The sequence below is a fragment of the Pantoea sp. SGAir0183 genome, from assembly GCF_043545505.1.
On the sequence record NZ_CP028053.1, the window covers coordinates 2831239 to 2857266 of the forward strand.

Annotated in this window: 27 protein-coding genes and 5 tRNA genes; 13 read left to right on the top strand and 19 right to left on the bottom strand. The window is 52.3% G+C overall.

Annotated features, from left to right (window positions below; translation table 11 throughout):
* Position 1: 1 nt before the first annotated feature.
* Complete coding sequence (locus C1N59_RS13165; protein ID WP_033737583.1) at positions 2–430, bottom strand: MarR family winged helix-turn-helix transcriptional regulator; 429 nt, start codon at positions 428–430, stop codon at positions 2–4.
* 162 nt (positions 431–592) lie between these two features.
* Here C1N59_RS13165 and C1N59_RS13170 point away from each other — a divergent pair, with 162 nt between their 5' ends.
* From C1N59_RS13170 to C1N59_RS13185, 4 genes are all read left to right on the top strand, one after another.
* Positions 593–1438: an AraC family transcriptional regulator gene (locus C1N59_RS13170; protein ID WP_394549694.1), complete on the top strand. Its 846-nt coding sequence runs from the start codon at positions 593–595 to the stop codon at positions 1436–1438.
* Positions 1439–1474: 36 nt separating this feature from the next.
* Positions 1475–1882 carry a DUF2000 domain-containing protein gene (locus tag C1N59_RS13175; RefSeq protein WP_394549696.1) on the top strand — a complete coding sequence of 136 codons (408 nt, stop codon included), beginning with the start codon at positions 1475–1477 and terminating at the stop codon, positions 1880–1882.
* Positions 1883–2254: 372 nt separating this feature from the next.
* On the top strand, positions 2255–2515 hold the full coding sequence (locus C1N59_RS13180; protein ID WP_394549697.1) for a biofilm/acid-resistance regulator YmgB/AriR: 261 nt from the start codon (positions 2255–2257) through the stop codon (positions 2513–2515).
* Between the two features lie 133 nt (positions 2516–2648).
* Positions 2649–4154 (top strand): SulP family inorganic anion transporter, encoded by a 1506-nt coding sequence (locus C1N59_RS13185; RefSeq protein WP_394549698.1) that lies wholly within the window; start codon positions 2649–2651, stop codon positions 4152–4154.
* Positions 4155–4189: 35 nt separating this feature from the next.
* Here the strand turns inward: C1N59_RS13185 and C1N59_RS13190 are convergent, their stop codons facing one another.
* Positions 4190–4387 carry a DUF6404 family protein gene (locus C1N59_RS13190; protein ID WP_006118780.1) on the bottom strand — a complete coding sequence of 66 codons (198 nt, stop codon included), beginning with the start codon at positions 4385–4387 and terminating at the stop codon, positions 4190–4192.
* Between the two features lie 533 nt (positions 4388–4920).
* A complete protein-coding gene (locus C1N59_RS13195; RefSeq protein WP_237166121.1) occupies positions 4921–5160 on the bottom strand; it encodes a YrhK family protein in 240 nt (79 codons plus the stop codon).
* Between the two features lie 640 nt (positions 5161–5800).
* Here C1N59_RS13195 and C1N59_RS13200 point away from each other — a divergent pair.
* Positions 5801–6268: a hypothetical protein gene (locus tag C1N59_RS13200; RefSeq protein ID WP_394549700.1), complete on the top strand. Its 468-nt coding sequence runs from the start codon at positions 5801–5803 to the stop codon at positions 6266–6268.
* A 178-nt stretch (positions 6269–6446) separates the two neighbouring features.
* Here C1N59_RS13200 and C1N59_RS13205 read toward each other — a convergent pair.
* From C1N59_RS13205 to uvrY, 6 genes are all read right to left on the bottom strand, one after another.
* Positions 6447–6533: transfer RNA gene (locus C1N59_RS13205), tRNA-Leu, on the bottom strand.
* 10 nt (positions 6534–6543) lie between these two features.
* Positions 6544–6617 (bottom strand) — tRNA-Cys (locus tag C1N59_RS13210).
* Between the two features lie 40 nt (positions 6618–6657).
* A tRNA-Gly gene (locus C1N59_RS13215) sits at positions 6658–6733 on the bottom strand.
* Positions 6734–6923: 190 nt separating this feature from the next.
* Complete coding sequence (gene pgsA / locus C1N59_RS13220) at positions 6924–7472, bottom strand: CDP-diacylglycerol--glycerol-3-phosphate 3-phosphatidyltransferase (RefSeq protein ID WP_006118776.1); 549 nt, start codon at positions 7470–7472, stop codon at positions 6924–6926.
* Positions 7473–7540: 68 nt separating this feature from the next.
* Positions 7541–9373: an excinuclease ABC subunit UvrC gene (gene uvrC, locus C1N59_RS13225; RefSeq protein ID WP_394549701.1), complete on the bottom strand. Its 1833-nt coding sequence runs from the start codon at positions 9371–9373 to the stop codon at positions 7541–7543.
* Positions 9366–10025, bottom strand: coding sequence for a UvrY/SirA/GacA family response regulator transcription factor (gene uvrY, locus C1N59_RS13230; protein ID WP_394549703.1), 660 nt, complete (start codon positions 10023–10025; stop codon positions 9366–9368). Before uvrY ends, uvrC begins: the two co-directional genes overlap by 8 nt.
* Positions 10026–10455: 430 nt before the next feature.
* Between uvrY and C1N59_RS13235 the strand changes: the two genes are divergently transcribed.
* Positions 10456–10680, top strand: a complete 225-nt coding sequence (locus C1N59_RS13235) for a DUF2594 family protein (protein ID WP_006118773.1) — start codon at positions 10456–10458, stop codon at positions 10678–10680.
* A 33-nt stretch (positions 10681–10713) separates the two neighbouring features.
* Here the strand turns inward: C1N59_RS13235 and C1N59_RS13240 are convergent, their stop codons facing one another.
* The 3 genes from C1N59_RS13240 to C1N59_RS13250 form a co-directional block, all read right to left on the bottom strand.
* Positions 10714–11325 carry an acyl-homoserine-lactone synthase gene (locus tag C1N59_RS13240; protein ID WP_006118772.1) on the bottom strand — a complete coding sequence of 204 codons (612 nt, stop codon included), beginning with the start codon at positions 11323–11325 and terminating at the stop codon, positions 10714–10716.
* Positions 11326–11446: 121 nt separating this feature from the next.
* Entirely contained in the window at positions 11447–12169 is a 723-nt protein-coding gene (gene sdiA, locus C1N59_RS13245) for a transcriptional regulator SdiA (RefSeq protein ID WP_394549704.1), read from the bottom strand.
* A 909-nt stretch (positions 12170–13078) separates the two neighbouring features.
* Entirely contained in the window at positions 13079–13774 is a 696-nt protein-coding gene (locus tag C1N59_RS13250) for an extensin-like domain-containing protein (RefSeq protein ID WP_033737593.1), read from the bottom strand.
* A 285-nt stretch (positions 13775–14059) separates the two neighbouring features.
* On the opposite strand from C1N59_RS13250, the gene cycA reads away from it, so the two are divergent.
* Positions 14060–15454, top strand: coding sequence for a D-serine/D-alanine/glycine transporter (cycA, locus tag C1N59_RS13255; protein ID WP_039341206.1), 1395 nt, complete (start codon positions 14060–14062; stop codon positions 15452–15454).
* Between the two features lie 39 nt (positions 15455–15493).
* Here cycA and C1N59_RS13260 read toward each other — a convergent pair whose 3' ends face one another.
* The 3 genes from C1N59_RS13260 to C1N59_RS13270 all read right to left on the bottom strand — a co-directional run bounded on the left by C1N59_RS13260 (position 15494) and on the right by C1N59_RS13270 (position 18191).
* Entirely contained in the window at positions 15494–16468 is a 975-nt protein-coding gene (locus C1N59_RS13260; protein WP_394549705.1) for a metal-dependent hydrolase, read from the bottom strand.
* Between the two features lie 47 nt (positions 16469–16515).
* On the bottom strand, positions 16516–17151 hold the full coding sequence (gene rutR / locus C1N59_RS13265; protein ID WP_205957409.1) for an HTH-type transcriptional regulator RutR: 636 nt from the start codon (positions 17149–17151) through the stop codon (positions 16516–16518).
* A gap of 134 nt (positions 17152–17285) precedes the next feature.
* The gene (locus tag C1N59_RS13270; RefSeq protein ID WP_394549707.1) at positions 17286–18191 is read right to left on the bottom strand and encodes a DMT family transporter; all 906 of its coding nucleotides are present in this window, start codon (positions 18189–18191) and stop codon (positions 17286–17288) included.
* Positions 18192–18670: 479 nt separating this feature from the next.
* Here C1N59_RS13270 and wrbA point away from each other — a divergent pair, with 479 nt between their 5' ends.
* Genes wrbA through C1N59_RS13285 form a run of 3 tightly spaced genes read left to right on the top strand, consistent with a single transcriptional unit; the run spans position 18671 to position 20949 of the window.
* Positions 18671–19270 carry an NAD(P)H:quinone oxidoreductase gene (gene wrbA / locus C1N59_RS13275; RefSeq protein ID WP_006118683.1) on the top strand — a complete coding sequence of 200 codons (600 nt, stop codon included), beginning with the start codon at positions 18671–18673 and terminating at the stop codon, positions 19268–19270.
* 20 nt (positions 19271–19290) lie between these two features.
* Entirely contained in the window at positions 19291–19521 is a 231-nt protein-coding gene (locus tag C1N59_RS13280) for a YccJ family protein (protein ID WP_006118682.1), read from the top strand.
* Positions 19522–19575: 54 nt separating this feature from the next.
* Entirely contained in the window at positions 19576–20949 is a 1374-nt protein-coding gene (locus tag C1N59_RS13285) for an NAD-dependent succinate-semialdehyde dehydrogenase (protein WP_394549709.1), read from the top strand.
* Between the two features lie 67 nt (positions 20950–21016).
* Here the strand turns inward: C1N59_RS13285 and agp are convergent, their stop codons facing one another.
* The 3 genes from agp to C1N59_RS13300 form a co-directional block, all read right to left on the bottom strand.
* The gene (agp, locus tag C1N59_RS13290) at positions 21017–22624 is read right to left on the bottom strand and encodes a bifunctional glucose-1-phosphatase/inositol phosphatase (protein WP_205959428.1); all 1608 of its coding nucleotides are present in this window, start codon (positions 22622–22624) and stop codon (positions 21017–21019) included.
* Between the two features lie 261 nt (positions 22625–22885).
* Positions 22886–22973, bottom strand: a tRNA-Ser gene (locus C1N59_RS13295).
* Positions 22974–23044: 71 nt separating this feature from the next.
* Positions 23045–23132, bottom strand: a tRNA-Ser gene (locus tag C1N59_RS13300).
* A 222-nt stretch (positions 23133–23354) separates the two neighbouring features.
* On the opposite strand from C1N59_RS13300, the gene yccA reads away from it, so the two are divergent.
* On the top strand, positions 23355–24011 hold the full coding sequence (gene yccA, locus C1N59_RS13305; RefSeq protein WP_006118679.1) for an FtsH protease modulator YccA: 657 nt from the start codon (positions 23355–23357) through the stop codon (positions 24009–24011).
* Between the two features lie 102 nt (positions 24012–24113).
* Positions 24114–24440 carry a sulfurtransferase TusE gene (gene tusE, locus C1N59_RS13310; protein ID WP_006118678.1) on the top strand — a complete coding sequence of 109 codons (327 nt, stop codon included), beginning with the start codon at positions 24114–24116 and terminating at the stop codon, positions 24438–24440.
* Here tusE and yccX read toward each other — a convergent pair whose 3' ends face one another.
* A complete protein-coding gene (yccX, locus tag C1N59_RS13315) occupies positions 24441–24719 on the bottom strand; it encodes an acylphosphatase (RefSeq protein ID WP_394549710.1) in 279 nt (92 codons plus the stop codon). It lies immediately after the preceding gene.
* 81 nt (positions 24720–24800) lie between these two features.
* Here yccX and rlmI point away from each other — a divergent pair, with 81 nt between their 5' ends.
* Complete coding sequence (gene rlmI / locus C1N59_RS13320; protein ID WP_394549711.1) at positions 24801–25991, top strand: 23S rRNA (cytosine(1962)-C(5))-methyltransferase RlmI; 1191 nt, start codon at positions 24801–24803, stop codon at positions 25989–25991.
* Positions 25992–26028: the final 37 nt, after the last annotated feature.

Consider the following 26028-nt stretch of genomic DNA (forward strand, 5'->3'; position numbering starts at 1 on the left):
CTTACATACTTCCCATTCGGGTCAGCAGCGTTTGTAAAACGCGCTCTACCAGGGCGATTTCCTGAGGATCAATATCCGCCAGCAGTTGCGTGCGCAGCGCATCGGCCTGCGTCTTTACTTTTGCGAACGCTTCATTGCCCTTCTCGGTCAGCACCAGATGACGCTTGCGGCGATCTTCGGCGGGCTGGACCCGGGATAACAGGTCCTGTTTCACCAGGCGATCCACCAACGGCACCATACTCGCATCTTCCAGGCCCATTAACTGCGCCAGTTCGGTTTGCGTGAGGCGTTGAGGTTCACTGGCGATAAGCCCTATCGCCATCCAGCTACTGGTGCTCAAACCGCTGTCTTTAAGATGGCGGTCAACGGCCAGGCGCCAGGCATGGGCGGTCAGGTGCAGCAGGTGGGTAAAGGTACGGTTAGATGACATTTATAAGTAGCTGCCTAATTATTAGAGTTCTAATTAATTGGTTAAGTTATTATACGCAAAGCAAAATGCGAAAGAAAAGCATCTGTACTGTTAAATACTGGATAACAACGTCAAAATGTCCAGTCCTGATCCTGCTGTCAACACCTCGGGGAGGACAAAAGCGTGAACACCTCCACCCATAACTGGGTCGATCTGCGCCGCGACGCGCGTAGCGGCATCGAAACGATACGGGCGCATTTTACCGGACATGCTTACGATCCTCACTGGCATGACAGTTACTTAATTGGCGTGACGGAGCAAGGCGTGCAGCAGTTCCACTCCCGTCAGAAACGTCATCAGAGCCGACCGGGCACGGTCTTTATGTTGGAACCTGAAGAGCTTCACGATGGCGATGCCATTGATGCACAGGGCTTTACCTACCGCATGCTCTATCTGTCACCTCATCATCTGCACCAGCAGTTTGCACCTGGCTGTCTGGACAGTGTGCCCGGCAGTGAACTGCGTTTTGCCACCACGCTTCAGGATGAGAAATGGCTCTCCTGGGCGGTCTGGCACGCCTTCGACGCGCTCTGGCACAATCACCCGCAGTTAATCAAAGATGCGGCGCTGGAGCGGTTATTCCGCCATCTTCGTCACTTGCCTGTCTGGCGCAATACGCGGCCGGATGTGGCACCGACACTGGCCCATCAGGCACGAGACTGGCTTATTGCTTACCATGTCAATAACCCCGGCATTGCCCAGATGGCACAGGCGCTGAACGTGGATCGTTTTCGGCTTTCCCGCCTGTTCCAACAGCAGTGGGGCCTACCGCCTCACGCCTGGTTAGTACAGTGGCGGCTCAGTCAGGCACGCCGACGGCTGGCTATGGGCCATTTACCCGCTGAGGTGGCTGCCGATCTGGGCTTTGCAGACCAGAGTCATCTGGGGCGCTGGTTTAAACGCGCCTGCCAGCTGACGCCTGCACGTTACCAGCAACTATGCACAAATCTTCCAGACGCTGACCACTAGCCTTGCCACAATGGCATTTTGTGTCAGGAGAAGATAATGAGCGACTTACGATGTGTGATGATTTTGAACAGTGCGTTACCGGCCGGCAAAGCCACCAATGCTGCCGCCGTTATCGCTCTGACGCTGGGACAACGTCATCCCAGTCTGGTCGGTGAAGATCTGGAAGATGCGACAATGCAGCGCTATCCGGGGCTCATCCCCGTTGGCATTCCTGTCCTGGGGGCCGATAGTGCACAACTCAGCACCGTGTGGCACCAGAGTGAACAGACAGACTGTGACACTGTGGTCTTTCCCGAGCAGGGTCAGTCAACCACCGACTACCAGGCCTTCAGTGACACGATGAAGACGCTGCCCGCCTCGGAATGGCGCCTGCTTGGGATGGCGATAGTGGGCGACAAAAAAGCGGTTCGCAAACTCACTGCAAAACTCAACCTGTTTAATTAACCCTCCCGGGAAAGCACGCTGCTTTCCCGTCGGCCTGGTCCGCTTGTACACATTTCCTGTACAGGAAAGCGACAAACAAAATTCTTAACATCTTAATTGTTAAGGATTAGCATTTTATGCTTAATAATCTACTTGTACAAATAAACTTTAATTGTATAACTTTACATACAACGAGTTGTGATCACGACTCTGTAACGAATGATGCATCTGCGTCGCCTCTGAAGGTGTAATGGATTTCCACCCTCAGAGGTTTCTTTTTTGATTTTGATGACCTGCTTGTTGAGTTTGGCGCCATTGTATTTTTATGCGATGGCTTTTAGGTCTGTTTGTCGCGCACTCTACCGGGTAGCCGACTTTTTCAAAGGCTGACACATGCAAAACACACTGCCCCAAACGGATAAAGAGATCGCGGATTACTTCACCGCTGCGGCGAATAAACCCGACAGCGATATGGAGATTCTTGGTCTCGTTGTCGCGGAAATCCTACAGTCAGGTATGGCCGTCAATAATAAAGCCATTATTTCGAAACTGATTCATCGCCTCGAGCTGGAGCGCGACGAAGTGTCACTGGACGTTTATCGTCACCTGCTTGAGATGGTGGTGTATAAAACGCCAGACGACCTGACGTTATAATCTTTTCTCCATGGATGGAGTCATTTCGCTTTTTCTGGCTTCTTCTTTAAGCTGTCGGTAACATTCGCCCTTCACCAAATCCTGTCTTCCTTGCCTTTCGCGCAAGCTTAAAATAAAAGAGCCTGTTTACACTATGAATCAACAACATGATGTCGCCACAACTGCCGTTGTGGAAAACGATGTCAGTGTCGGCCGCGTCTTACGCTCGCCTGCACTGCTGACGCGAGAATGCCTGGCCGGCGTGATCACGGCGCTGGCGCTTATTCCGGAAGTGATCTCGTTTTCGGTTATCGCCGGTGTCGATCCGAAGGTCAGCCTGGTGGCCTCTGTCGTACTCTGCCTGACGCTGTCTTTGCTTGGCGGCCGCCCTGCCATGGTAACCGCCGCAGCGGGTTCGGTTGCGCTGGTGATTGGGCCTATGGTCCATGCGCATGGCGTGGCCTATATTCTTCCTGCCGTTGTAATGGCCGGGATCATTCAGATTCTGTTCGGCGTGACAGGTATGTCACGTGCGATGCGTTATATTCCCCGTTCGGTCATGATCGGCTTTGTGAATGCGCTTGGCGTTTTAATTTTCTTTGCTCAGGTCCCGCATGTCTGGGGTCAATCGCCGCTGGTGTGGGCACTCTTCGCTGTGACGCTGGCCATCGTGCTGCTCCTGCCCCGCGTGCTGAAAAGTGTGCCCTCTCCCTTAGTGGCCATCGTGGTCGTGACCGCCGTGGCGCTGGCGATGGGCTATCGCGTCCCGACGGTGGGTGATGAAGGCCCCATGAGCGCAGGTCTGCCAGACTTTACGGCACTGACCGTTCCGCTCAACTGGCAGACCTTATCCATCGTCTGGCCCACCGCGCTGAGCGTGGCGTTTGTAGGACTAATGGAATCGCTACTGACCGCCAAGCTGGTGGATGACCTTACAGATACGCCGTCCAGCAAACGTCGCGAATCCTGGGGGCTGGGTATAGGTAATATTTTGGCCGGTTTTTACGGTGGTATCGCCGGATGCGCCATGATCGGACAGACCATTGTCAACGTGGAACTGGGTAAAGCACGTAGCCGGGTTTCAACGTTTGCCGCCGCCCTCGTGCTGTTACTGCTGGTGACGGGCCTGAGCCACATCATGGCGCAGATCCCGATGGTGGTGCTGGCCGGCATCATGATGATTGTCGCCGTCAAGACGGTCAACTGGCACAGTTTGCAGCCCGCGACGCTGAAACGGATGCCCTGGTCAGAAACGCTGGTCATGCTGTTAACGGTAGGTATTACCGTGTTAACCAGTAACCTGGCGCTGGGGGTGCTGGCGGGTGTAGTGGTGGCAATGATGTTGTTTGCCCGGCGCGTCGCGCATGTGATTCATGCGGAAAGAACGTTGAGTGAGGACGGACAGTCTGTGCGCTACGATGTTCGCGGACCGCTGTTTTTTGCCAGCAGCAACGATTTGTTTGAGCACTTCGATTACGCACATGACCCTAAATCTGTCACCATTGATTTAACGCACGCACAGATATGGGATGCCTCCACCGTCGCTGCACTGGATGGTATCGAATACCGTTATCAGCGTCATGGTGCCAGCGTCACCATTGAAGGTCTGGATATGCGCAGCAGCGATTTTCATCGCCGCCTGAGCGGTAATCTGAGCTGAGACACTGGCCTGCTGCGGCACGCAGCAGGCCCCTCTTACGCCTGCTGTCGCCGTGCCCGATAGCGCGCGACCATCGTAATTAATGCCTGGTATAACAGGCCAGCATAAAGACTCATCAAAACAGCCAGGCCAATTTCTTTGCCCTGCGCCTGCCATGACATAAACCACATGAAGACGCCCCATAACACTGAAAAAATCAGCCAGCCGCGGACGAATTTCAAAATGCCATTCATAAACGCCACTCCTCTTTTGTGATGCGCTACTTTAGCTGGCGTTGAAACAAAAAACCGGATTAAACGCGCGAGATGAGAAGTATCTCAAAAAACGGATAGAGGGCGGAATCGCTTCGCTTTTCTGCTTTACCACCGTTATGTTTAGTAACAGCTAACTACAATTAGCTTACTGTTAATTTCACAAGGGAAATAGCATGAATCGTCGTCTGACTTTTTTCGCTGCTGTTGTCGCTGCCTCAACATTGACCGCGTGCGCACCGCCGCCACCGGGCCCCGGCTGTGCGCCACCCCCACTGCCACACGATCATCGCCCGCCGCCGCCTCCGCCACCACCACCGGGTCAGGCACTGGCCCCACCACCGGCAGGCACCGTTGCACCACCGCCGCCTGCAACCGGGCAGCAACCTTCACCACCGCCCGCCCGCACCTGGTGATCTCCTGAAATCGCCTCACCTTTCATTTAGCCTGCCTGAGTCGTTCATATATCAGGCAGGCTGAATGCGTTTAGCTGTCCGTGATACAGGGGTAAAGGACTACTGAGGTTTTTGTGGATGTTGATCGATGCGCTTTACGTGTACCAGTTCTGCCAGGGTGATTGCCGGGCGAAGTAATAACTGAAGGCTCCCCACGACAAATAACCATGTTCCACCTGTCATCAGCGAGTCGAAGAAAAACAGGATGCTGCCCGTCAGGAACCATACTGCGATAAAGAGATCGTTGAGCGCGCCAAGAGCGCGGTAACGTCGAGCGATAATGATATGATCTGAACCCACAGTGATTTCTGCTTTGTTTCCCGGCACGGCTTGCCCTTCTCTGAATAATGAAATGACTGCAGACAAGATTAGTACACAGAGAAGAAAGGTAACCTACTGGCCTCAGCCTGTCCGCCACAGTAACCCCGCCGCGCGGGAAAAAAGTCGTATCCGACCGTAAGAACATATCGTTTAACGCCTGCCAAAACATCTCCACGCCATTTTTATGTTGATTGTCAGGGAACACACTGCCATTGCTCAAACGACGGATAAGCGCTAACGGCACCATTAAGTCTTAGGGACACCTGGTCTGAATCTGACTCTGCCGCTTCTGCCAGCACGATCAATCTCGCAAAACCGAATAGCGACACGCTGTAAAAGTCAGTCAACGGGATAAGAACAGAGCACGTTGCCCGCCTTCCGCACCGAAGGCTGTCGGCAATATAAAAGGTTTATTTTTTACAGCGGCTAAAGCCTGCCGCGGGATTGCCGATAGTAAGGAAGTAATTGTTAGAACCTTACATTAATAGCCAATTTTGCTATGCCCACATCCGAGTGGGCTTTTTTATGCCTGCAACATACACATCGTGCCTTTTGCTGATCAAAAGTTATTCACTTGTATCTAAAAACCCCATTCGCTGTATGCTTGCCGGGTCAGCGCATGCTGACAACTGCATTTTCCCTTGTAACGATTTCTGCCTGTGTAACGCAGGCTTTTTTAATGAACGGATTGAACCGCTTAAAATCCGCAGCCTTCTCAATCTGCCTCCTTTTCCTCGCGTTTATTTTGGCCCTGAATGTATTGGTCAAAGGTAATCCATTCCGTTTTGATCGAGAAACGGCAATGATGCGTGACAGGACTGCCCGTAGCCAAAGGCGAAAATACCAGATAATGCCTTCTGTCACCGTCATGTCTGTCAAAACGGGGATGGAGAGCATAGTCAAAACTGTTACTGGTTTTGATATTGTCACCCACATTCAGGATGAGCGTTTTGGTGATAGATATCATGCTGCCTGTACCCGTAAAGCCTCTCTTTCTCAGTCTACCGGGCTTGTTTCCACTCATCGTGCAGACGTCATCTGGATGCCTCTGCTGGATTACTGGATTGCCAGACGTGACACGTTATAAAAAACAGCGTCAGGTCAGCACAGGAGGAGACAAACGGCAAAGGGAGAAAGGGGTTTAACAGGAGCCTGAGACCAGAATCAGAAATGACATAGCAGGAAGGGCTTATAAAAACAAAAAACCGCCCAAAGAGGCGGCTTAAACGACATTGCTACAACTTGATTTTATTGGTGTTTCAATATGGTGCCCGGGGCGGGACTTGAACCCGCACGACCTTACGATCGAGGGATTTTAAATCCCTTGTGTCTACCGATTTCACCACCCGGGCGAGGTATAACTGGAGGCGCGTCCCGGAGTCGAACCGAGGTACACGGATTTGCAATCCGCTGCATAGCCACTCTGCCAACGCGCCTAAAACCGATTTGCCGCCAGGATTGCCTGGTCTGCGAATTTGGAGCGGGAAACGAGACTCGAACTCGCGACCCCGACCTTGGCAAGGTCGTGCTCTACCAACTGAGCTATTCCCGCATCATCTTACCGTTCAGATAACTCGCTGCTGAAGGGTCAGACTTTACTACGCTTTATCGAACTTACTGATTTTTCTTAGCTTCTGCAGCTGTGCTGCCGTTCGATGCGATGCATTCTACTGAGATGACGCGGTGAGTCAATAAAATTATCCCCACATTGCGTCCGTTTGCTGCTTTTTGAATCGCATCGATCACGGTTCGAGCAAATCGCCTCTGGCAGCGCTTAAATACTGGAACATGGACCAGAACGTCAGTACCGCGGCAATGTACAGCGCGACCACGCCAACACCGACCACCATACTGTCCGGACGCCACAGCAGAGCAAAAAGCGAAAACATCTGCGCGGTGGTTTTCACTTTACCGATCCAGGAAACCGCAACGCTGCTCCGTTTACCTATCTCTGCCATCCACTCGCGCAGGGCTGAAATAATAATTTCACGGGCGATCATCGTGGCAGCGGGCAGCGTGATCCACCAGGCATGGAAATATTCCGCAACCAGTACCAAAGCAATGGCCACCATCACCTTATCCGCCACCGGATCGAGAAACGCACCAAAGCGGGTTGTCTGCTTCCAGCGGCGAGCCAGGAAGCCATCGAACCAGTCGGTCACGGCGGCAACAACGAAAATCAACGCGGTAACAAAGGGCGCCCAGTGAAAAGGCAGATAGAAAGCCAGCACAAAGAACGGAATAAGAACGACGCGAAACAGGGTAAGACAGGTCGGAATGTTAAATTGCATATGCTGGTAACTGTCTGGATTGGGTGGTGTTTAACGTATGTTCCTACATTGCCCCCCCTGTTTCAATGCTAGTGTTTCAACGAGTAGTAGATTTTTTCCGCCAGCGCATGCGATATACCGGGCACATTGGCGATCTCCTCGACCGACGCATTCATCAACGGTTGCAGGCCGCCCATGTACTTGAGCAACTGCTGTCGCCGTTTTGGTCCCACGCCCTCGATACTTTCCAGTGCGCTGGTGTTTTTGACTTTGGCCCGTTTTTTACGGTGCCCTGAAATTGCATGATTGTGAGCGTCATCACGAATATGCTGAATGACATGAAGCGCTGGCGCATCGGGTGACAGGGAAACGCCCTCACCTTCTGACTCGAAAAATAAGGTTTCCAGACCGGCTTTACGATCGGTGCCCTTTGCAACGCCCAGCAAAATGGGGCGGGATTTATCCCAGGGCACGTCCAGCTCTGCGAACACCTGTTTTGCCTGTGCCAGCTGACCTTTGCCCCCATCTATCAGGATCACATCGGGGATTTTTTCTTCCTCAATCGCTTTGCCATAACGGCGACGTAGCACCTGATTCATGGCCGCATAGTCATCGCCGGGTGTGATGCCGTTGATGTTATAACGGCGGTAGTCAGCGCGAAGCGGGCCGTTTTGATCAAACACGACGCAGGAAGCGATGGTTTGTTCACCCATGGTATGACTGATGTCAAAACACTCCATACGGCCAATCTTCTCCAGTTGGAGGAATTCGGCCAATGCGGTGAGGCGCTGATGAATCGTGGAATGCTGCGACAGACGCGTTTTTAATGCCGAACCGGCATTGGTCCGAGCCAGCTTGAGGTAACGCGCGCGGTCTCCGCGAGGTTTACTTTGAATGTTTACCCGTCGACCGGCTAATTCTGTTAATGAATCTGCCAGTAATTCACGTTCGGGTAAGGTGAAATCGAGTAAAATCTCGCTGGGCAAGGTGCGCATTTCACTGCCCTGCAAATAGAACTGTCCGACAAAAGTCTGGACGACTTCAGCCAGGTCCGTATCCGCAGGGACTTTGGGAAAATAGCTTCGGCTTCCCAGTACTTTCCCCTGGCGGATAAACAGGACGTGCAAACACGCCATTCCGGCGTCATACGCAACGCCAATCACATCCAGATCGTCGCCCTGATTAGAGACAAACTGTTTCTCGGTAATGCGTCTGACAGCCTGAATCTGATCGCGCAGCCGGGCCGCGTCTTCGAAGCGCAGCGATTGACTGGCCTCTTCCATGCGCGCAACCAGCAGATTCAGCACCTGATCGTCTTTGCCCGCTAAAAACAATCTGACGTAATCTGTTTGCTGGGCGTACTCCTCCTCACTGACCAATCCTGCCACGCAAGGGCCAAGGCAGCGGCCGATTTGATATTGCAAACAAGGGCGCGTGCGGTTGCGGTACACGCTGTTTTCACATTGACGTATCGGAAAGACCTTTTGCAGCAACGCCAGCGTTTCTCTTACCGCATAACCATTAGGAAACGGACCGAAATACTCTCCTTTGGCGTGCTTAGCGCCCCGGTGCATTGCCAGACGCGGATGTATGTCGCCACTCAGAAAAATGTAGGGGTAGGATTTATCGTCACGCAACAGGACGTTATAGCGCGGTTGATAAAGCTTGATGTAATTGTGCTCAAGCAACAACGCTTCGGTTTCAGTGTGGGTTACGGTGACATCAATGTGATGGATGTTACTTACCAGCGCTTCGGTTTTTCGGCTACCCACCTGGGTGCGAAAGTAGCTTGTCAGTCGCTTTTTCAGATCTTTCGCTTTACCGACATAGATAACCGTTCCGGATACATCGTACATCCGGTAAACACCTGGTTCGCTGGTGACCGTACTGAGAAAATTTTTGGGATTAAAGAGGTCACTCACTACTGATTAACGGCTCCGCATTGAACAGGCCATGTCTGATGGCCAGATGCGTTAACTCTACGTCGCCACTGATGTTCAGCTTACTGAACATTCTGTAGCGGTAGCTGTTAACGGTTTTAGGACTGAGATTCAGCTGCTCGGAAATTTCCGTCACCTTTTGTCCTTTGGTGATCATCAGCATAATCTGCAATTCCCTTTCCGACAAACAGCTGAAGGGAGATTCGGCTTTTTGCGGCTCAATCTGGCTTAACGCCATTTGCTGAGCAATGTCCGAGGCAATGTAGCGTTGGCCGGCCTTAACCGAACGAATCGCGTTCACCACTTCCTGCGGCGCGGCACCTTTACTCAGATAACCTGCCGCACCGGCCTGCATCACTTTGGCAGGCAGCGGGTTTTCAGTGTGAATCGTCAGCATAATAATTTTGATATCCGGGTTGTAACGCACAATTTTGCGCGTGGCTTCCAGCCCACCGATACCCGGCATATTCATGTCCATTAAGATGACGTCAACCTGATTAACCCGACACCACTTAACTGCATCTTCGCCACAACACGCTTCGCCAGCGATCACCAGACCTTTGATATCTTCAAGAATACGGCGGATGCCGGCACGTACCAGCTCATGGTCATCGACAAGAAGGACAGTGATCAACGCGAAGCACTCCGCAGCTAATAAAGAGGTAGCATTTAACGATTGCAAGCGGCAATCATACCTGTTTTTGCATTAAAAGCACAGATACAAAGTGGCAGGTCAGATCGCGTCAGTGTTTTATCTTCATGCAACCTGGCTCTGTTCTTGTTTACGCCTGCAGGAACAGACCTGACAGCCTGCATAATGTAAAAAAAATTTTTTATCAAACAGTTACAACAATCAGACGATATTGTATTTATGAGATTTTTACCAAACTGAGACGCTCTCGTCAGTTACTATTCACATCCGTGATTAATTAATATGACTGAACTGATATAGTTAAACAGCCTGCGTTGCCCACGCTAACAGCAAGTAATCTTTCATGTGATATACTCACCGGTTGCTGCGCGTAAAGATTGTAGAGACGATGTTAATCACCAAGGAGAAATTCATGAGCGATGAAGATTTCGCTACCTCGCAGGAAACGCAAAAATTATCTGATGAAGTGGCTTGCCTTAAGATGATGATTACTTTGATCCTGAAAGGGATGGGCCAGGCTGATGCCGGAAAAGTAATCATTAATATGGAACGTTATGTGAAAACACTGGGCGAAAAGCCGCAGGCAGACGTGTTCAGTAACACCATTAAACAAATCAAAGCGGCTTATCGCCAGTAATGGCTTGTGCTGCCCCCGCCCGGGGGCAGCGCGCTAACCGTTCGAATGCCAGTTAACGGACACGCCGAGGGAAGGCAGCACCTCTTCCGGGCTGAAACGCCGCGTACCGCGGTATTTCTCTGCCAGCGCAGGTTGACTGACGGGGATACGGATGGCAAAGAGATTATCCTCTGACAGAATTAAACCCGGCGTCAGAGGTTCATAGACGACCTGATGTTCTTCAAACATTTTTTCCAGCATCGGCGTAGCCGAACTGATAATGCATTCAATGCCGTTCAGCTCCGCCAGCTGTACCGCATGCCACAGAATATTCAGCGGTAGCTCAGGATCCACTTCCAGTCGTGCAGAGAAGCGGGACATTTCCCAGACCTTTTCATGATCGAACGGCAAAACAATGCCTTCCGTTTGCTCGGGTTCCGTCCAGGGCATCAGGCGGGCGCAGCCGCTAATGCCGCTTCGCACGCTCCAGGCGATTAACCAGGTCACATCAGAGCGGTCATACCGGTCGTATTCTTGCCCTGGTGTACTCAGACGCGGTGGAATCGACCAGCCTTCACCCCGCGCAAACACGCTGTAACGGTAGCTGCCAAGTTCGGCAAGCAAAGAGGATGGCATATCCTTTAACTGCGTTTGAACTATTTTCATCATGCGCCTCTAACATCCCCATGTTTGCAATGATTTCTATGCGCCTGCCAAAAGCGCACCCGCGCAGGGTAGAGAAGTCCCTTCAGGTAAGGAACTACTAAAGTTGGCAGTTGCTTTTCTTTTAAATCACACCAATTGCTGCGGCATAGCAGGCAATCTGCGTTTTATTGGAAACATTAAAACGTTTTTTCATATTTTTTTGGTAAAAATTTACGGTGTGTTCAGAAATCGACAAAATAAGTGAAATTTCCTGAGAGGTTTTTCCCTCTGCGGTCCATTTCAAAATTTCCAGCTCACGCTGGCTGAAATCATTTCCCTGAACCATCAGCGCTTCATCATTGAGGCGTTCAAGTAAGCACAAGCTTTGCTCGGCGAGGAAGTGCAACTTTACCTCCAGCTCCACTTGCCGACAGTCAGTAATAAAGGGACGATGCGAACCTATAGATAATATACCAACGGCTCGATTTGACGCCATTGCAGAACAAGAAAATCCGCTCAGCAGCCCAAAATTACCCGCGTCTTGCCACATTTCCTTCGCCGAGCAAAAGAGTTCAGGTGTCCATTCGACCCCCTTTCCAGCACGCAGGCAGCGCTGCAACACGGGGTCAATGGCATAATAATTCCGTTCCTTATAACGTTTAATCCACGCTTCGGGGTAAGTATCATGCAAATAAACTCGCGGACGCGTAAAAGGAACGCGATGCTGGATAAAAAAAGCGAAAAAATCGAAGCCCAGTGACTGGATATAATCCTGTAAAAGCCCCTTTAATTGCGGAGCTGCCGTTAATACCTGAAACTGCTGTTCAACATTTTCACGCCAGGGAAAATAATCTTCACCTATCATATTGCCTCAAATTCAACAACTTGCCGGGTATTTCTGATTAACACGTTATGTAATTAACTTACTCTTTGTTGCGACGTCATAAAAAGCATTATTTTCATTCTGGCGACAACGACTTGCAGAGAAAAGGATAAAAATACAGGGTAAGCAAACGCTTCGGGATAACTCAGGCGAGTGCAACAGAGGAAATAATAAGATTTTTGTTACATTTTTTCAATCATTTAACATAGCCATGATCAACAAATATCACTCGATAAGTTGCGCCCGGCAACGTATTATGCTGAAAAAAAACGCAGATCATATCTTGTAAAACACGATGTCTTTTTCAGGCAATAACCGCCGCATGTTTTCTGCAGTCAGGCAGAGAAAGCCCCCCTTTTCTGGTACGCGTTTTACCCGGATCTTTTGGTCCTACAAAAGATGGCTTATGGCTCTGCGTCGTTGGGCAGACGGCCGTACAAGGCCTGTTGACTGGCCAGTCATAACGGCACTGCCCGTCTTTACAGGCAAGACGCCTGGCGGATGGCGCAGACCTGTGGCCGCTGTCATTTTGGCCTGGTGCGGACTTGTACAGATAACTTATTTAATAAATAACGCATCTGAAAAGAGAAAAATAATTATTTAACGATACTGTCATCCTCCTTTATTTATGTACAGATAACTCAAATTTATCGCCCTGTTAAAACGGCATCATTCACCCAGTCAGGTAATAAAAACGCAGTATCCTCTCTCAATTTGGTCATTTAGCAGGCAATGAACGGTGATAACACCGGGTGAATGATTTAAATAACACTGACGCCATGAGAAAAAATAAGCCGATGTGACACCCTTTTTAAAACGGTAAAAAAGCAGAACAGAAGAAAATAATATTAAACCCACGACACAGTTTTACGGTGAAAGTAAAGGTTAATCTCACCTGCAATAACCCGCCCCCCGCATGCCCAGATGAAAATGTGTAGCATGCGCGCGATTATAATCAGGCCCAAGCGCATTACCAAAAAAGTTACAACCCGATCGCCATAATGCATGAAGTAATAGTGATTTCTGGCCAGGTTGTTGCCAGTTTTTTCCTGGCACCAACCACTCGCCGTTAGCAAGCTGGTAGGCGGTAATATCCCAGGCATCCGCGCTGGCATGTTCACTCAGCCGTCCGGTGGCCTGATGGTAGATGTTGCGGCAGGCATAACTTCCGACATGTTCAATTCGGGTCAGATCACTGCCAGACAGATGTAACATTTGCTCGCGGCTGTAAGCCACGTACATTGTAGCCGCAACGGCCATTGGGCAACTGGCGAGGAAACTGCTGCTGAGCGAGACGGGCCCAAAATTTTGCAGCCTGAGGGGGCCGGACAACGGGCAGGCCCCTGTCACCGCCGGCCGTTGACTGAAACGTACAACGCCGGCCTGCTGTGCACGCTGCATCACGTCAAGACAGGCGGCGGGATCAGTTTGCAGTCTTTTGAGTTTTAATCGCGTCATCCAGCCCGGCGGATCCGTTACAGAGAGTGGCGTAAAGGGATTAAATTGCGCAGGAAGGTGCTGTTTTAACCATGGCAAACTCATCCACCCCACTCCGGTCATGATGATAAGCAGAACAAGTGTGCGCATAGAACCTCTGTAGCTGAAAGAAGCTGTACGGAGGTAGTGTAGAAGCACACGGCAGGATACGCTTAAAAGATGACACAGGGTGATGAAATATTACTTAATCTGACGTAAAAATCGCCAACGTTAAGTGAAAGCGCCGTTTTAATGCCAGCGTTGTCCGATATTGTTAAAAAACAATTACCGTTTTCATTAACACTTCCACTATCTTATGCCAAATTGCTCCCGGCAATCCGGTATTCTCAACAGCCACCAGAGCTGACACAACATCAAGACAGGAAAGACACTTTCATGGTTGATCAATCTACTCAAACGCAGGCGAGCTCACAGGGCGATGACACGCTGCGACGTAATCTTCATAACCGACACATCCAGCTCATCGCTATTGGCGGTGCGATTGGCACCGGTTTGTTCATGGGCTCGGGTAAAACAATTAGTCTGGCAGGGCCTTCGATCATTTTCGTTTACATGATCATCGGCTTCATGCTGTTTTTTGTCATGCGGGCAATGGGCGAATTACTGCTGTCGAATCTTGAGTATAAATCCTTTAGCGACTTTGCGGCTGACTTACTGGGTCCCTGGGCCGGCTACTTCACCGGCTGGACATACTGGTTCTGTTGGGTTGTTACCGGGATTGCCGACGTGGTGGCTATAAGCGCCTACTTCCAGCTCTGGTTTCCCGGCTTTTCGATCTGGATGAGCGCACTGCTATGTGTTTTTGTTTTCCTGGCCTTAAACATTGCCACGGTGAAATTATTTGGCGAGATGGAGTTCTGGTTTGCCATCATCAAGATCGTGGCGATTGTCGCGCTGATCATTACCGGCATTGTGTTAGTGTCCATTCATTACCCGTCACCGGGTGGTGGCACCGCTGCACTGAGTAATATCTGGGATCACGGGGGGCTTTTCCCGAAAGGACTGAGCGGATTTTTTGCCGGATTCCAGATCGCCGTCTTTGCGTTTGTCGGTATCGAGCTGGTGGGAACAGCGGCGGCCGAAACGCATGACCCGCACAGGGTTTTACCGCGGGCCATTAATGCCATTCCGCTGCGCGTCATTATGTTCTATGTTCTGGCGCTGCTGGTGATTATGTCCGTTACCCCGTGGACCGAAGTGATGGCCGATCGCAGTCCGTTTGTGGAAATGTTCGTGCTCATTGGCCTGCCAGCTGCGGCCAGCATTGTTAACTTCGTGGTCCTGACGTCGGCGGCATCCTCAGCCAACAGCGGTATTTTCTCCACCAGCCGCATGCTGTATGGTCTGTCGCAGCAGGGCGTTGCCAGCCGTGCTTTTGGTCGTTTATCGTCACGCGCGGTGCCCACGACCGGCTTGTTCTTTTCCTGCTTCTGCCTGCTGTGTGGTGTGGCTCTGATTTACCTGATCCCGAATGTGATGACGGTCTTTACGCTGGTGACCACCGTGTCTGCCATTCTGTTTATGTTTGTGTGGACAATTATCCTGTGCAGTTACCTTGCATATCGCAAAAAATTTCCGGAACGTCATGCCGCCTCGACATTTAAAATGCCTTTAGGCAAATTCATGTGCTGGGCATGTATGGCGTTTTTTGTCTTTATACTGGTGCTGCTAACACTGCAGGAAGACACGCGACAGGCACTCATGGTCACGCCGTTGTGGTTTATCCTGCTCGCCGCAGGCTGGCAACTGCGTCGACGCACGCGTCGTTGATATAGAGACTGAAAAAAGCCCGACGCACGTCGGGCTTTTTTATAACCGCTCAAGTATACGATTGACGCCGCGGCGCAGGGCCCGTTCACCAGACGGCAGGCGCTGTGGCTGCAAATCAGGGCTTTCCGCCGTGCCCAAACCAAACGTAAACGTGTAATGGCTCCCTTCTCCCATACGCAAATCTGCAATGGTGACCTGCCCGTCACGCTCATCCATGGCATAAAAGCCATGGCTGAACCAGGCAACACGTTCTGCCAGCCAGTTTCCTTTAAACGGGACGAATAGCTCAGGATGACGCGGCCGCCACGTTACCGTGACAGGACGAGCAGGCGACAGCAAAGACCAGTAAGCCTCGCCATAGCGGTCAGGCGTGATGATGACGCTGCGCCAGACCAGCGTATTGAATGCCGTTGGGGTGACCAACACCTTGTCAGTCGCCACCCCCTGCTGTTCGAGTGAGTGTTTAATGTGTTCATCAGCCACCTGCTGAATGACTATACTCCAGGCGAGGTAGCCGGTACTGAGTGCCAGCCCCGCGTGATTCCAGCGTAATCCCCGTCTGTTACGCCGCCACAAAGCGACACAGAGCCCGATGATAAGCGGCAACGTATAAAGCGGATCGACGATGTACATGCTGCCAATCGCATAAGGATGATCGGTGAGAGGCAGCCCAAGCTGAGTGCCATAGACTGTCATCAAATCAAGAAGGGGATGCGTGATCAGCGCCAGCCAAATAGCAGGCCACCAGGCGATCCATGTCACGCCGGATTTGAACAGCCGCGCGACCAGCGCGGCGAGCAACGGTGAACACAACGTCAGATAGAGTAAGGCATGGCTTTCAGTCCGGTGCAGCGTCATGTTGCGGATAGCATCACCGTGGTCGATAAACACATCCAGATCGGGCAATGTGCCACTGATTGCGCCTACCGCCGCGGCTTGCCAGGCAGGTACGCGCCGCCCCATCACAGCCAGCGCCACGGATGCGCCCAGAACACATTGTGAAACAGAATCCATCACGCCACTCCCTTGTCTGTTACAGGGCTGAGTTTGATCGCGTTTTATTAACGAACGCGAATGCCTTCAATAATAATGCGCTGAACGTTCTCCACCGTTTCCTCGAAGAAAACAGGATTGCTGAGTTGATTCCCCGTGATCGCTTCGACCTGGCTGGCAAAGTCAGCATAATGCTGTGTCGTCGCCCACAGCATAAAGATCAGATGCTGAGGCGCAATCGCCGTCAGCCGTCCTTCAGCTATCCAGCGCTCAATTATCGCTGTTTTGTCGTCCATCAACGTCTTCAGATCGCCGGCCAGTTCACCTTTCAGCAAGGGCGCACCCTGCAGCATTTCCAGGCAAAACAACTTTGATGCCTGTGGATAATCGCGAGAAACCTCCAGCTTAAGGCGAATATACTGACGCACGGCGCGCAACGGCTCCTGCTCGTAAGTCAGGGCACGTAGCGGTGCCAGCCAGACATCCAGGATCTCTTTTAATACGGCAATATAAAGCGCTTCTTTAGAGGGATAGTAGTACAGCAAATTGGTTTTGGAGACGCCAGCCTGCTCCGCGACTTTCTCCAACCGCGTCCCGTGAATACCAAACTGGGAAAAACAGGTCAGGGCAGCCTGCAGAATTGCCGCACGTTTCGCTGCAACGGCGACCGCACGACGCGTTGGCCCGGGCGTAGCCTTTTTCATACGTTTCTCCTTCACGTTACCGTTACGCATCACGGCAACAGACTGTTTTCAGGCGGTAACGTGCCGACAGCTGTGATATACGGCGCAGGGAAAGGGCCACACTGACAGGGCCATAAGCACTTATTCTCGCGCCACTATTCATCGGAAGAGGCCGATGGCATGCTACGTTTCCAGCGCAACTCGCTGACAATGACTCCGCAGACAATCAGGATACCGCCAAGAATGGCAGCGGCCGGCAGACGCTCGCCTGCTAAACGCCCCACCACACCCGCCCAGACCGGTTCACCGGCATAAATGACCGTGGCGCGTGTCGGTGATACGCTGCGTTGAGCCCAGTTCATTGTTACCTGTATCAGCGCACTGGCTGCGCCGAGCCCGACCGCGCTGACTAACAGCGGGGTCGATAACGCAGGCACGGATTCACCATTCGGGATCATAAAGCAGAAGGCACACAGTGAAGCGACAGCCAGTTGAATGAAGGTCACCCGACACACATCAACCTGACCGGCAAAACGACTGATAAGAATGATTTCTCCGGCAATAGCCAGCGTGCTGAGTAACGTCGCGGCTTCCCCTTGATTCAGCGCAATTCGGCCATCCTGCGGCCCCGCGACCAGAATCAATCCGCAGAACGCCAGTGAAATACCCAACCACGCCATCAGTTTTGGCGGACGGCGCAGAAACAGCCACTGCAACAGCGGCACCACGGGAACATAAAGCGCGGTGAGAAACGCTGACTGACTGCTGGATATCGTCTGCATGCCCCAGGTTTGTAAGCCGTAGCCCCCCGCAATCGTGAGGCCGATCATCGTGCCCGCTTTGACTTCGCGCCAACAGACGGCAGCAAGATAGCGGCGGAAAAAAAACGCCAGTAACAGCGCAGCGGTAGCAAAGCGTAAACCGACAAAGAAGAACGGACCTGAATAATGCATCGCCTGATGCACGACCAGAAACGTTCCCCCCCAGATTACCGTAATAAAAATAAGGACCAGTTCCTGACGCGTAATACCGACGGTCAGTTTGCGAGTCGTATCCGACATAATTCACCTGTATCTGTTTTCAGGCGCTATTGTGATCAGTGATTCGGGCGAATGCAATTCCGTTTCCTGCCGCGTGACTGTCGCCTCGCATCAGGCGGCACCCCGTCGCCTGACACGGTCTGGGCTGGAGCGATAACAGGTGAACATACCTGCACCGGTTTGCGATCTTCTGATGCATGAACGTTCAGTGCCACATCGCTTCACGTGAGGCGGCTTGATGTTCATCGAAGGACATGTGCGTGAAAGCCTGTGTGACATTCCACCTTTTAGGTCTCTGGATCGCTGAAAATTACATTTAGAAACAGACTCTACGCTAAGAATTGACTTAAAAGACGACGATTAATCCTTAAAAAAACCCATTCTCAGCATTTTCAGCGTCGTTACGCTGCGTTACGCTGACTGTCTGACCGGTGATTTCTCACAGTCAGGTAAAGCTCTTCTATACTTTTCGATGTGTTGACTAACTCCCGGAGAGATCAATGGCTAAGATTCTGGTGCTTTACTATTCAATGTATGGACACGTTGAAACCATGGCGAACGCTGTCGCAGAAGGCGCACGCAAGGTGCCTGGCGCCCAGGTAGATGTGATGCGCGTCCCTGAAACCATGGATGCACAACGCTTTGCGGAAGTTGGCGGTAAAACTCAGCAATCCGCGCCTGAAGCGACGCCAGAGATACTGCCTGACTACGATGCCATCATCGTGGGCACCCCTACCCGTTTCGGCAACATGTCAGGGCAGATGCGAACATTCTGGGACCGGACAGGCGGCCTGTGGGCCTCTGGCGCGCTCTACGGCAAAATTGCCAGCGTCTTTACCTCCACCGGTACCGGAGGAGGACAGGAACAAACCATTACGTCTGTCTGGACCACCCTCGCCCACCACGGCATGGTCATCGTGCCTATCGGCTATGGTACCAAAGAGATGTTTGACATTTCTGAGGTCCGCGGCGGTACGCCTTATGGTGCCACTACGCTGGCCGGTGGTGACGGTTCACGTCAGCCAACCCAGGAAGAATTGATTATTGCCCGTTTCCAGGGCGAACACGTTGCCGGGCTGGCAGCAAAACTTAAGGACTAACCTTTCAGAAGGAGATCAGTATGTCGACGAATCAGTCAAAAGCACATCACGTAGGTGAATGGGCCAGTTTGCGTCACACCTCGCCCGAAATTGCCGAGGCCATTTTTGAAGTCGCAAACTATGACGAGCGCCTGGCGGAAGAGATCTGGCGTCAACAGGGAAGCGATGACGTATTAATCCGCGCGTTTGAAAAAACCGATCAGGACGTCCTCACGTGGGACGACAAAACGGTTGAGCGAAAGAACGTCTGACGGCATGGCGGGCCTGGCCCCGCCCTTTTTTTATCGTTGACCACGGAGAATTCTATGTCTTCTTATCAAAGCATCAACCCGGCAAACAATCAGTTAATGAAAAGCTGGCCTTCCCATGACAGCGCGGCCGTGACGCAAGCGCTGGAAACGGCGGATCGGCTGTTCCACTCTGACTGGAGTAAAGGCGCTATTCAGCCACGACTTCAGGTATTGAAAAAACTGGCTGATCTGATTGATGACCGTGCGGAAGAACTGGCGACTATTGCCAGTAAAGAGATGGGCAAGCTGATTGGCCAAAGCCGTGGCGAAGTCAAAATCTGCGCGCAAATCGCCCGCTATTACGCTGAGCATGCAGAACGCATCCTGAAGCCACAACCTTATGAAAGTGAGTTGGGCGATGCCTGGGTTGAGTATCATCCCATTGGTGTGCTGGTTGCGGTCGAACCGTGGAACTTCCCCTACTACCAACTGATGCGCGTGCTGGCACCAAATCTGGCACTGGGTAATCCGGTACTGGCTAAACACGCCAACATCGTGCCGCATTGTGCCGATGTCTTCGAAAAGCTGGTGAAGGAAGCGGGCGCGCCTGAGGGTGCCTGGACCAACCTGTTTATCTCTACCGATCAGGTTGCGGAACTGATTGCCGATGACCGGGTACAGGGCGTGGCTCTGACAGGATCCGAACGGGCGGGAAGCGCCGTTGCTGAACAGGCTGGTAAGCATTTGAAAAAATCCACGCTGGAGTTGGGCGGCAATGACGTCTTTGTGGTCACGGAGGATGCCGATCTGGATGAAGCCGTTCGTCAGGGCGTGCAGGCGCGACTGAGCAACTGCGGTCAGGTCTGTACAGCAGCCAAGCGTTTTATTCTGAACGAGAAGATTGCGGATACCTTTATCGATAAATTGAGTGCGGCGCTTAACGCAGCGGTGTTGGGCGATCCGCTGGATGAGAAAACCACTCTGGGACCGCTTTCGTCGGCTGATGCGCGCGATCGTCTGGTTAAACAGGTTGATGAAGCCGTCGCAAACGGCGCTAAGCTGGTCACAGGTGGTAAAGCGGTGGCGGGCGTAGGATGCTATTACCAGCCCACGCTGCTTACCCATATCACCCGCGATAACCCTGCCTATTTTCAGGAGTTTTTTGGCCCGGTGGCGCAGGTTTATGTGGTCGCCAGTGATGACGAGGCGGTGGCCTTGGCCAATGATTCACACTATGGGCTGGGCGGTTCCGTGTGGACACGCGATATTGCGCGTGGCCGTAAACTGGCCTCCGCCATTGAAACGGGCATGGTGTTCATCAACTCGCAGAGCGACACCTCTGCGGAGCTGCCTTTCGGCGGTGTGAAGCGTTCTGGCTACGGACGCGAACTTTCCGATCTGGGTATCAAAGAGTTTGCGAACCAGAAACTGGTGGTTGTGGCCGGATAAGCGCAGCCTGAAGCGTAAAAAAAACCCCGTCTTAACGGGGTTTTTTGTTTTCAGTGACCGAAAGCTATTAGTTGGCTGCAGCGGGCTGCTTCGCAGGGCTGTTATCCGTTTTATTTTGCGCGTTGGCGGCGTTTTCCGCTTTGGCTTTGTCATCCGCCGCTTTCTGGGCAGTAGCCTTATCAGCGCTGGCCTTCTCATCCGCCGCCTTTTGCGCAGCGGCTTTATCCGCGGCGGCTTTATCAGCTTTCGCTTTCTCGTCAGCCGCTTTGTCCGCCTTTACCTTATCGTCAGCCGCTTTCTGGGCAGCAGCGTTATCAGCCGTCGCCTTATCGGCGCTGGCTTTATCGTCAGCTTTTGACTCCGCAGGATTCGCCGCGCCCGCGTTGGCACTGGCCGCTGGCTGCTCTGCCGCCGCCGGTTGCAACGCGGTCCCCTGCAGCGCGCTGTTCAGCACCTGGGTAAACTGCTCCCAGCTGCAGTAACCGTTCGCGTCAGTCGGACAACCCGCCAGTTGCAGGGTGACGCGCTTCGGTGGCGTTTTCAGACTTAACACCTGGGCATCGCGCAACTGATCGGCGGTCTGATACACGTATTCCATCTTCAGCAGGTCTTTGTTGTTTTTGGCATCATGCCAGCGTTCAAACACCACCTGTCCACCAATGGGCGTTTTCTCATAGGTCTCTGGCAGATCATAAGGTTTGACCTGTAAGGCGCTCAATAATGACGCTATGTTGGAGTCATGCCCTACCATCAGGGTCACTTTGGGTGAGTCAGCTTTATCCTGATCGATGAGCTGGCTGCGAATATAGTCCACCAGTGGAGCCGCGACGTTGCGTGCCACATCTGGTGTGGTAAACAGCGTGTCCTGATAGCCGTTTTTAATCGCTGACAGTGACTGCCACTGCTCAGGGGTTTTAATTTGCCCCCAGGCAACCTGATCCAGCGGAAAGCCTTCGTAATATTGCAGCGTAAAGGCATCCATAAGGGAATTCCCCACTTTCAGCGGTCCGTTCACGCCAGGCTCTTTGCCGTTTTCAACAATAAAGGTATTTTGCCCACTGCTCAGATCGCACTGCTTTTTGTTATTACAGGCCGGAGAAGACTTGTAGTCGACAATTTTGTCCAGACGCTGATACGCTGGCTTCAGGGCCAGCTTCTCATTAGCGGCAGTCATGTCCGCCAGCGCTTTTTTGATGAATTCTTCATTGCCATCGGTGATCACGGGATTAAATACCGGATCCATGCTGCCCATTTCATCCTGATGGGTCACCGCAATATCACAGCCCGGGAAGGCACCATTTACAAAAAACTGGGCCGTCGCTACGGTACGTTGCAGACTGTTTGCGTAGACAAACACGCTGTTGCTGTCCGGACAGGCGCCGTTCTTCACCAGGCCCTGCTGCGCAAGCCACTGGCGCGTGTAGTTACCCATATAGACTTCGAGCACGCCACCTTTGGTGGTCAGTTGCCCGCCGGGCACCTCCCACTCTGGCCAGCTTTTTTTGGTGGACTGTGCCAGTACGCTACCATTATCCGCAAGCGGCGCACGCAGATTATGGCGGCTAAACATCAGTACCTGCTGGAGCTGCATCTCGTTATCCGCGGCGTGGGCCAGCGTCCCGATCGGTAATGCAGCGAGTACCGACAATGCGCAAAGACTCAGTTTCTTGATCATTGTGCCTATTCCATTCATTCAGTAAAAAAACACTCTGGCTATCAACCGATTAGCTCGCCATAGAGCGACGTGACGGATAGTGTAACTCAGCTTGCCCCTGAAAAGCGCCAGGTGAAAGTAAAAACAATTACTGGACTATAGCAGAGATACCGGACGCGGGTAAAAACAGTCCAGTTTACTGAAAAGGCAGGGATAATAATGGAGAAACGTGTAAGGCACGTAAAACGAAACAGGCCAGCACGCTGTGCTGGCCTGTAAATGTGGCGGAGGAAGAGAGATTCGAACTCTCGGATGGTTTCCCATCGGCGGTTTTCAAGACCGCTGCCTTAAGCCGCTCGGCCATCCCTCCGGGTTGTCATACTACTGCAAAGGCAAGATGCGATAACGCTGTCTTGCCACTTCACTCTTTAAGAGATGAAGTGGCGGAGGAGGAGAGATTCGAACTCTCGGATGGTTTCCCATCGGCGGTTTTCAAGACCGCTGCCTTAAGCCGCTCGGCCACCCCTCCGCAATGACGCGCACTATAAACATCCCCTATGGAGATGTAAAGCCTGTGATAATCCGTTCGCCTGAAAAACAGTCAAAAAAGCGTTATTCGTTGTCAAAATCGCCAGTGTGCTCAAAGAATTAGCGTTTTTTTCGCGTAAAGAAGGGTAAAACCTCTTTTCCCGCTTTATCGCGCTGCGTATTCTCAACGCATATTTGGTGTTCTGCCTTACAGGAGCGCAACATGGACAGAATAGTTTCATCATCATCGCGACAGTCATTACTGAGTACGCACAAGGTCCTGCGTAACACCTATTTTCTGCTGGGCCTGACCCTCGCCTTTTCCGCGCTGACCGCAACAGCGAGTACACTGCTGGCCCTGCCCGCCCCGGGTTTGATCCTGATGCTGGTGGGCTTCTATGGTCTGATGTTCCTGACCTACCGTCTGGCTGACAGCCCGACGGGAATTTTAGCTGCTTTCGCATTTACGGGCTTCCTGGGCTACTGTCTGGGTCCTATCCTGAGCACCTATCTGGCCGCAGGGATGGGTGACGTGATCGCCCTGGCGCTCGGCGGAACGGCACTGGTGTTTTTCTGCTGCTCTGCCTATGTGCTGACGACAGGACGGGATATGTCCTTCCTTGGCGGCATGATGATGGCGGGCTTTGTCGTGTTACTGGTCGCCGTTGTGGCGAACCTGTTCCTGCACTTGCCAGCGCTGCAACTGGCGATTAGCGCCCTGTTCATTCTGTTCTCGGCGGGGGCTATTTTGTGGGAAACCAGCAACATCATTCATGGCGGCGAAACCAACTATATTCGTGCAACGGTCAGCCTGTATGTTTCCCTCTATAACATCTTCGTGAGCCTGTTAAGCATTTTAGGTTTCTCACGCAGTAACTAACGCACTGCAGGTAAACTGAAAAACCCCGCTCAGGCGGGGTTTTTGCTTTTTCTGTGGGGCCAGTTTGGTAAACTGCAGCCCGAACGAATCTGAGGATGCACTATGAATTACAACGGTGACGAAATTGCTGTCGATGCCGAAGGTTATCTGAAAAACCATCAGGACTGGAGCGAAGGCCTGGCGCTGCAGATTGCGGCAGAAGAAGCCATCACCATGACAGATGCCCATTGGGAAGTCGTGCGCTTCGTACGCGACTTTTATCTGGAATTTAATACTTCCCCCGCCGTAAGAATGCTGGTGAAGGCGATGGCAAAAAAGTATGGCGAAGAAAAAGGAAACAGCCGTTACCTGTTTCGCCTTTTCCCCGAGGGCCCTGCTAAGCAGGCAACCAAAATTGCCGGTCTGCCAAAACCGGCAAAATGCCTGTAATCAACCCGTGGTGAAGCCGTGCGGCATGTCAGCGGCATGATGCGGCTCCACCAGGACCTTTTCTACACGGGCTGTGCGCGGCCCGCCCGCTTTTAACCAGTCGAGTAATGCATTAACCTGTTCGGCATCGCCGCAGGCCAGGACTTCCACACGACCATCTTCAAGGTTCCGTGCGTAACCCTGCACGTTAAGTGTATTTGCTTTCGCCTGGGTGCTGTAACGGAAACCCACGCCCTGCACCGTACCCTGTACCCAGGCTTTGTAACAGACCTTCGCCATGGCCTTCTCCTGCCTTTCGTTGCAATTTGCCGTTATCCACTGGACAATAGCGCCTCATTTTTTCAGGTAAGCATAGCAAATATGACCGTTCGATTGATTCTCGCGAAGGGACGTGAAAAGTCCCTGCTCCGTCGCCATCCCTGGGTTTTCTCTGGGGCCGTTGCTCGTCTGGAAGGCAAAGCGCAACAAGGTGAAACCATTGATGTCTGTGACAGTAATGGCAAATGGCTGGCTCGCGCCGCCTATTCACCGCAGTCACAGATTCGCGCCCGCGTCTGGAGCTGGCAGCAGGACGAATCCATCGATATCGCCTTTTTCGTGCGGCGTTTTCAGCACGCGCTGGTCTGGCGTGAATGGCTGGCTGAGCGCGATGGGCTGGACAGCTATCGCCTGATCGCTGGCGAGTCGGATGGTCTGCCTGGCGTGACTATTGACCGTTTCGGACGCTTTCTGGTGCTGCAGTTATTATCCGCCGGCGCAGAATACCAACGTCCGGCTATCATTTCAGCGCTGCAGCAGTGCTTTCCGGATTGTGCTATCTACGATCGATCTGATGTCGCTATCCGTAAAAAAGAAGGGCTGGAACTGGCGCAGGGCACCGTTACCGGTGAGTATCCTCCCGCACTCTTGCCGATCACCGAACACGATATGAAACTGCTGGTGGATATTCAGGGTGGGCATAAAACAGGCTATTACCTTGACCAGCGCGACAGCCGTTATGCCACACGGCGCTATGCCAAAGATGCTCGCGTGCTTAACTGTTTCTCCTACACCGGTGGCTTTGCCGTATCAGCGCTAATCGGCGGTTGTCAGGAAGTTATCAGCGTAGATACGTCTCAGGACGCGCTGGATGTTGCACGACAAAACGTTGAGCTGAATAAGCTGGATCTCGCGCGTGCTAAATTTCAGCGCGATGATGTCTTTAAACTGCTGCGCCGCTACCGTGATGAGGGTGAAAAATTTGATCTCATCATTATGGATCCGCCTAAGTTCGTGGAGAATAAAAGCCAGCTCATGGGAGCCTGCCGTGGCTATAAAGACATTAACATGCTGGCCATTCAGTTACTGAATCCCGGCGGAATATTGATGACCTTCTCCTGTTCGGGCTTAATGGCTACCGACCTTTTCCAGAAAATCATCGCAGATGCCGCACTGGATGCCGGCCGTGACGTGCAGTTTGTTGAACAGTTCCGCCAGGCGGCCGATCATCCCGTGATTGCAACCTATCCTGAAGGACTTTACCTGAAAGGCTTCGCCTGCCGCGTCATGTGACTTGAAATGACTGTTCCTGCCCCCATATAACAGGCAG

Coding starts and splice junctions, on each gene's coding strand:
- C1N59_RS13190 (WP_006118780.1), bottom strand. CDS start 4,387: ATGAATGGCATTTTGAAATTCGTCCGCGGCTGGCTGATTTTTTCAGTG.
- C1N59_RS13240 (WP_006118772.1), bottom strand. CDS start 11,325: ATGAAAATAGTTCAAACGCAGTTAAAGGATATGCCATCCTCTTTGCTT.
- yccA (WP_006118679.1), top strand. CDS start 23,355: ATGGACAGAATAGTTTCATCATCATCGCGACAGTCATTACTGAGTACG.
- C1N59_RS13200 (WP_394549700.1), top strand. CDS start 5,801: ATGCTGACAACTGCATTTTCCCTTGTAACGATTTCTGCCTGTGTAACG.
- C1N59_RS13285 (WP_394549709.1), top strand. CDS start 19,576: ATGTCTTCTTATCAAAGCATCAACCCGGCAAACAATCAGTTAATGAAA.
- wrbA (WP_006118683.1), top strand. CDS start 18,671: ATGGCTAAGATTCTGGTGCTTTACTATTCAATGTATGGACACGTTGAA.
- cycA (WP_039341206.1), top strand. CDS start 14,060: ATGGTTGATCAATCTACTCAAACGCAGGCGAGCTCACAGGGCGATGAC.
- C1N59_RS13260 (WP_394549705.1), bottom strand. CDS start 16,468: ATGGATTCTGTTTCACAATGTGTTCTGGGCGCATCCGTGGCGCTGGCT.
- sdiA (WP_394549704.1), bottom strand. CDS start 12,169: ATGATAGGTGAAGATTATTTTCCCTGGCGTGAAAATGTTGAACAGCAG.
- rutR (WP_205957409.1), bottom strand. CDS start 17,151: ATGAAAAAGGCTACGCCCGGGCCAACGCGTCGTGCGGTCGCCGTTGCA.
- yccX (WP_394549710.1), bottom strand. CDS start 24,719: ATGGCGAAGGTCTGTTACAAAGCCTGGGTACAGGGTACGGTGCAGGGC.
- C1N59_RS13175 (WP_394549696.1), top strand. CDS start 1,475: ATGAGCGACTTACGATGTGTGATGATTTTGAACAGTGCGTTACCGGCC.
- C1N59_RS13250 (WP_033737593.1), bottom strand. CDS start 13,774: ATGCGCACACTTGTTCTGCTTATCATCATGACCGGAGTGGGGTGGATG.
- C1N59_RS13270 (WP_394549707.1), bottom strand. CDS start 18,191: ATGTCGGATACGACTCGCAAACTGACCGTCGGTATTACGCGTCAGGAA.
- C1N59_RS13235 (WP_006118773.1), top strand. CDS start 10,456: ATGAGCGATGAAGATTTCGCTACCTCGCAGGAAACGCAAAAATTATCT.
- tusE (WP_006118678.1), top strand. CDS start 24,114: ATGAATTACAACGGTGACGAAATTGCTGTCGATGCCGAAGGTTATCTG.
- agp (WP_205959428.1), bottom strand. CDS start 22,624: ATGATCAAGAAACTGAGTCTTTGCGCATTGTCGGTACTCGCTGCATTA.
- C1N59_RS13180 (WP_394549697.1), top strand. CDS start 2,255: ATGCAAAACACACTGCCCCAAACGGATAAAGAGATCGCGGATTACTTC.
- C1N59_RS13280 (WP_006118682.1), top strand. CDS start 19,291: ATGTCGACGAATCAGTCAAAAGCACATCACGTAGGTGAATGGGCCAGT.
- rlmI (WP_394549711.1), top strand. CDS start 24,801: ATGACCGTTCGATTGATTCTCGCGAAGGGACGTGAAAAGTCCCTGCTC.
- C1N59_RS13165 (WP_033737583.1), bottom strand. CDS start 430: ATGTCATCTAACCGTACCTTTACCCACCTGCTGCACCTGACCGCCCAT.
- pgsA (WP_006118776.1), bottom strand. CDS start 7,472: ATGCAATTTAACATTCCGACCTGTCTTACCCTGTTTCGCGTCGTTCTT.
- C1N59_RS13185 (WP_394549698.1), top strand. CDS start 2,649: ATGAATCAACAACATGATGTCGCCACAACTGCCGTTGTGGAAAACGAT.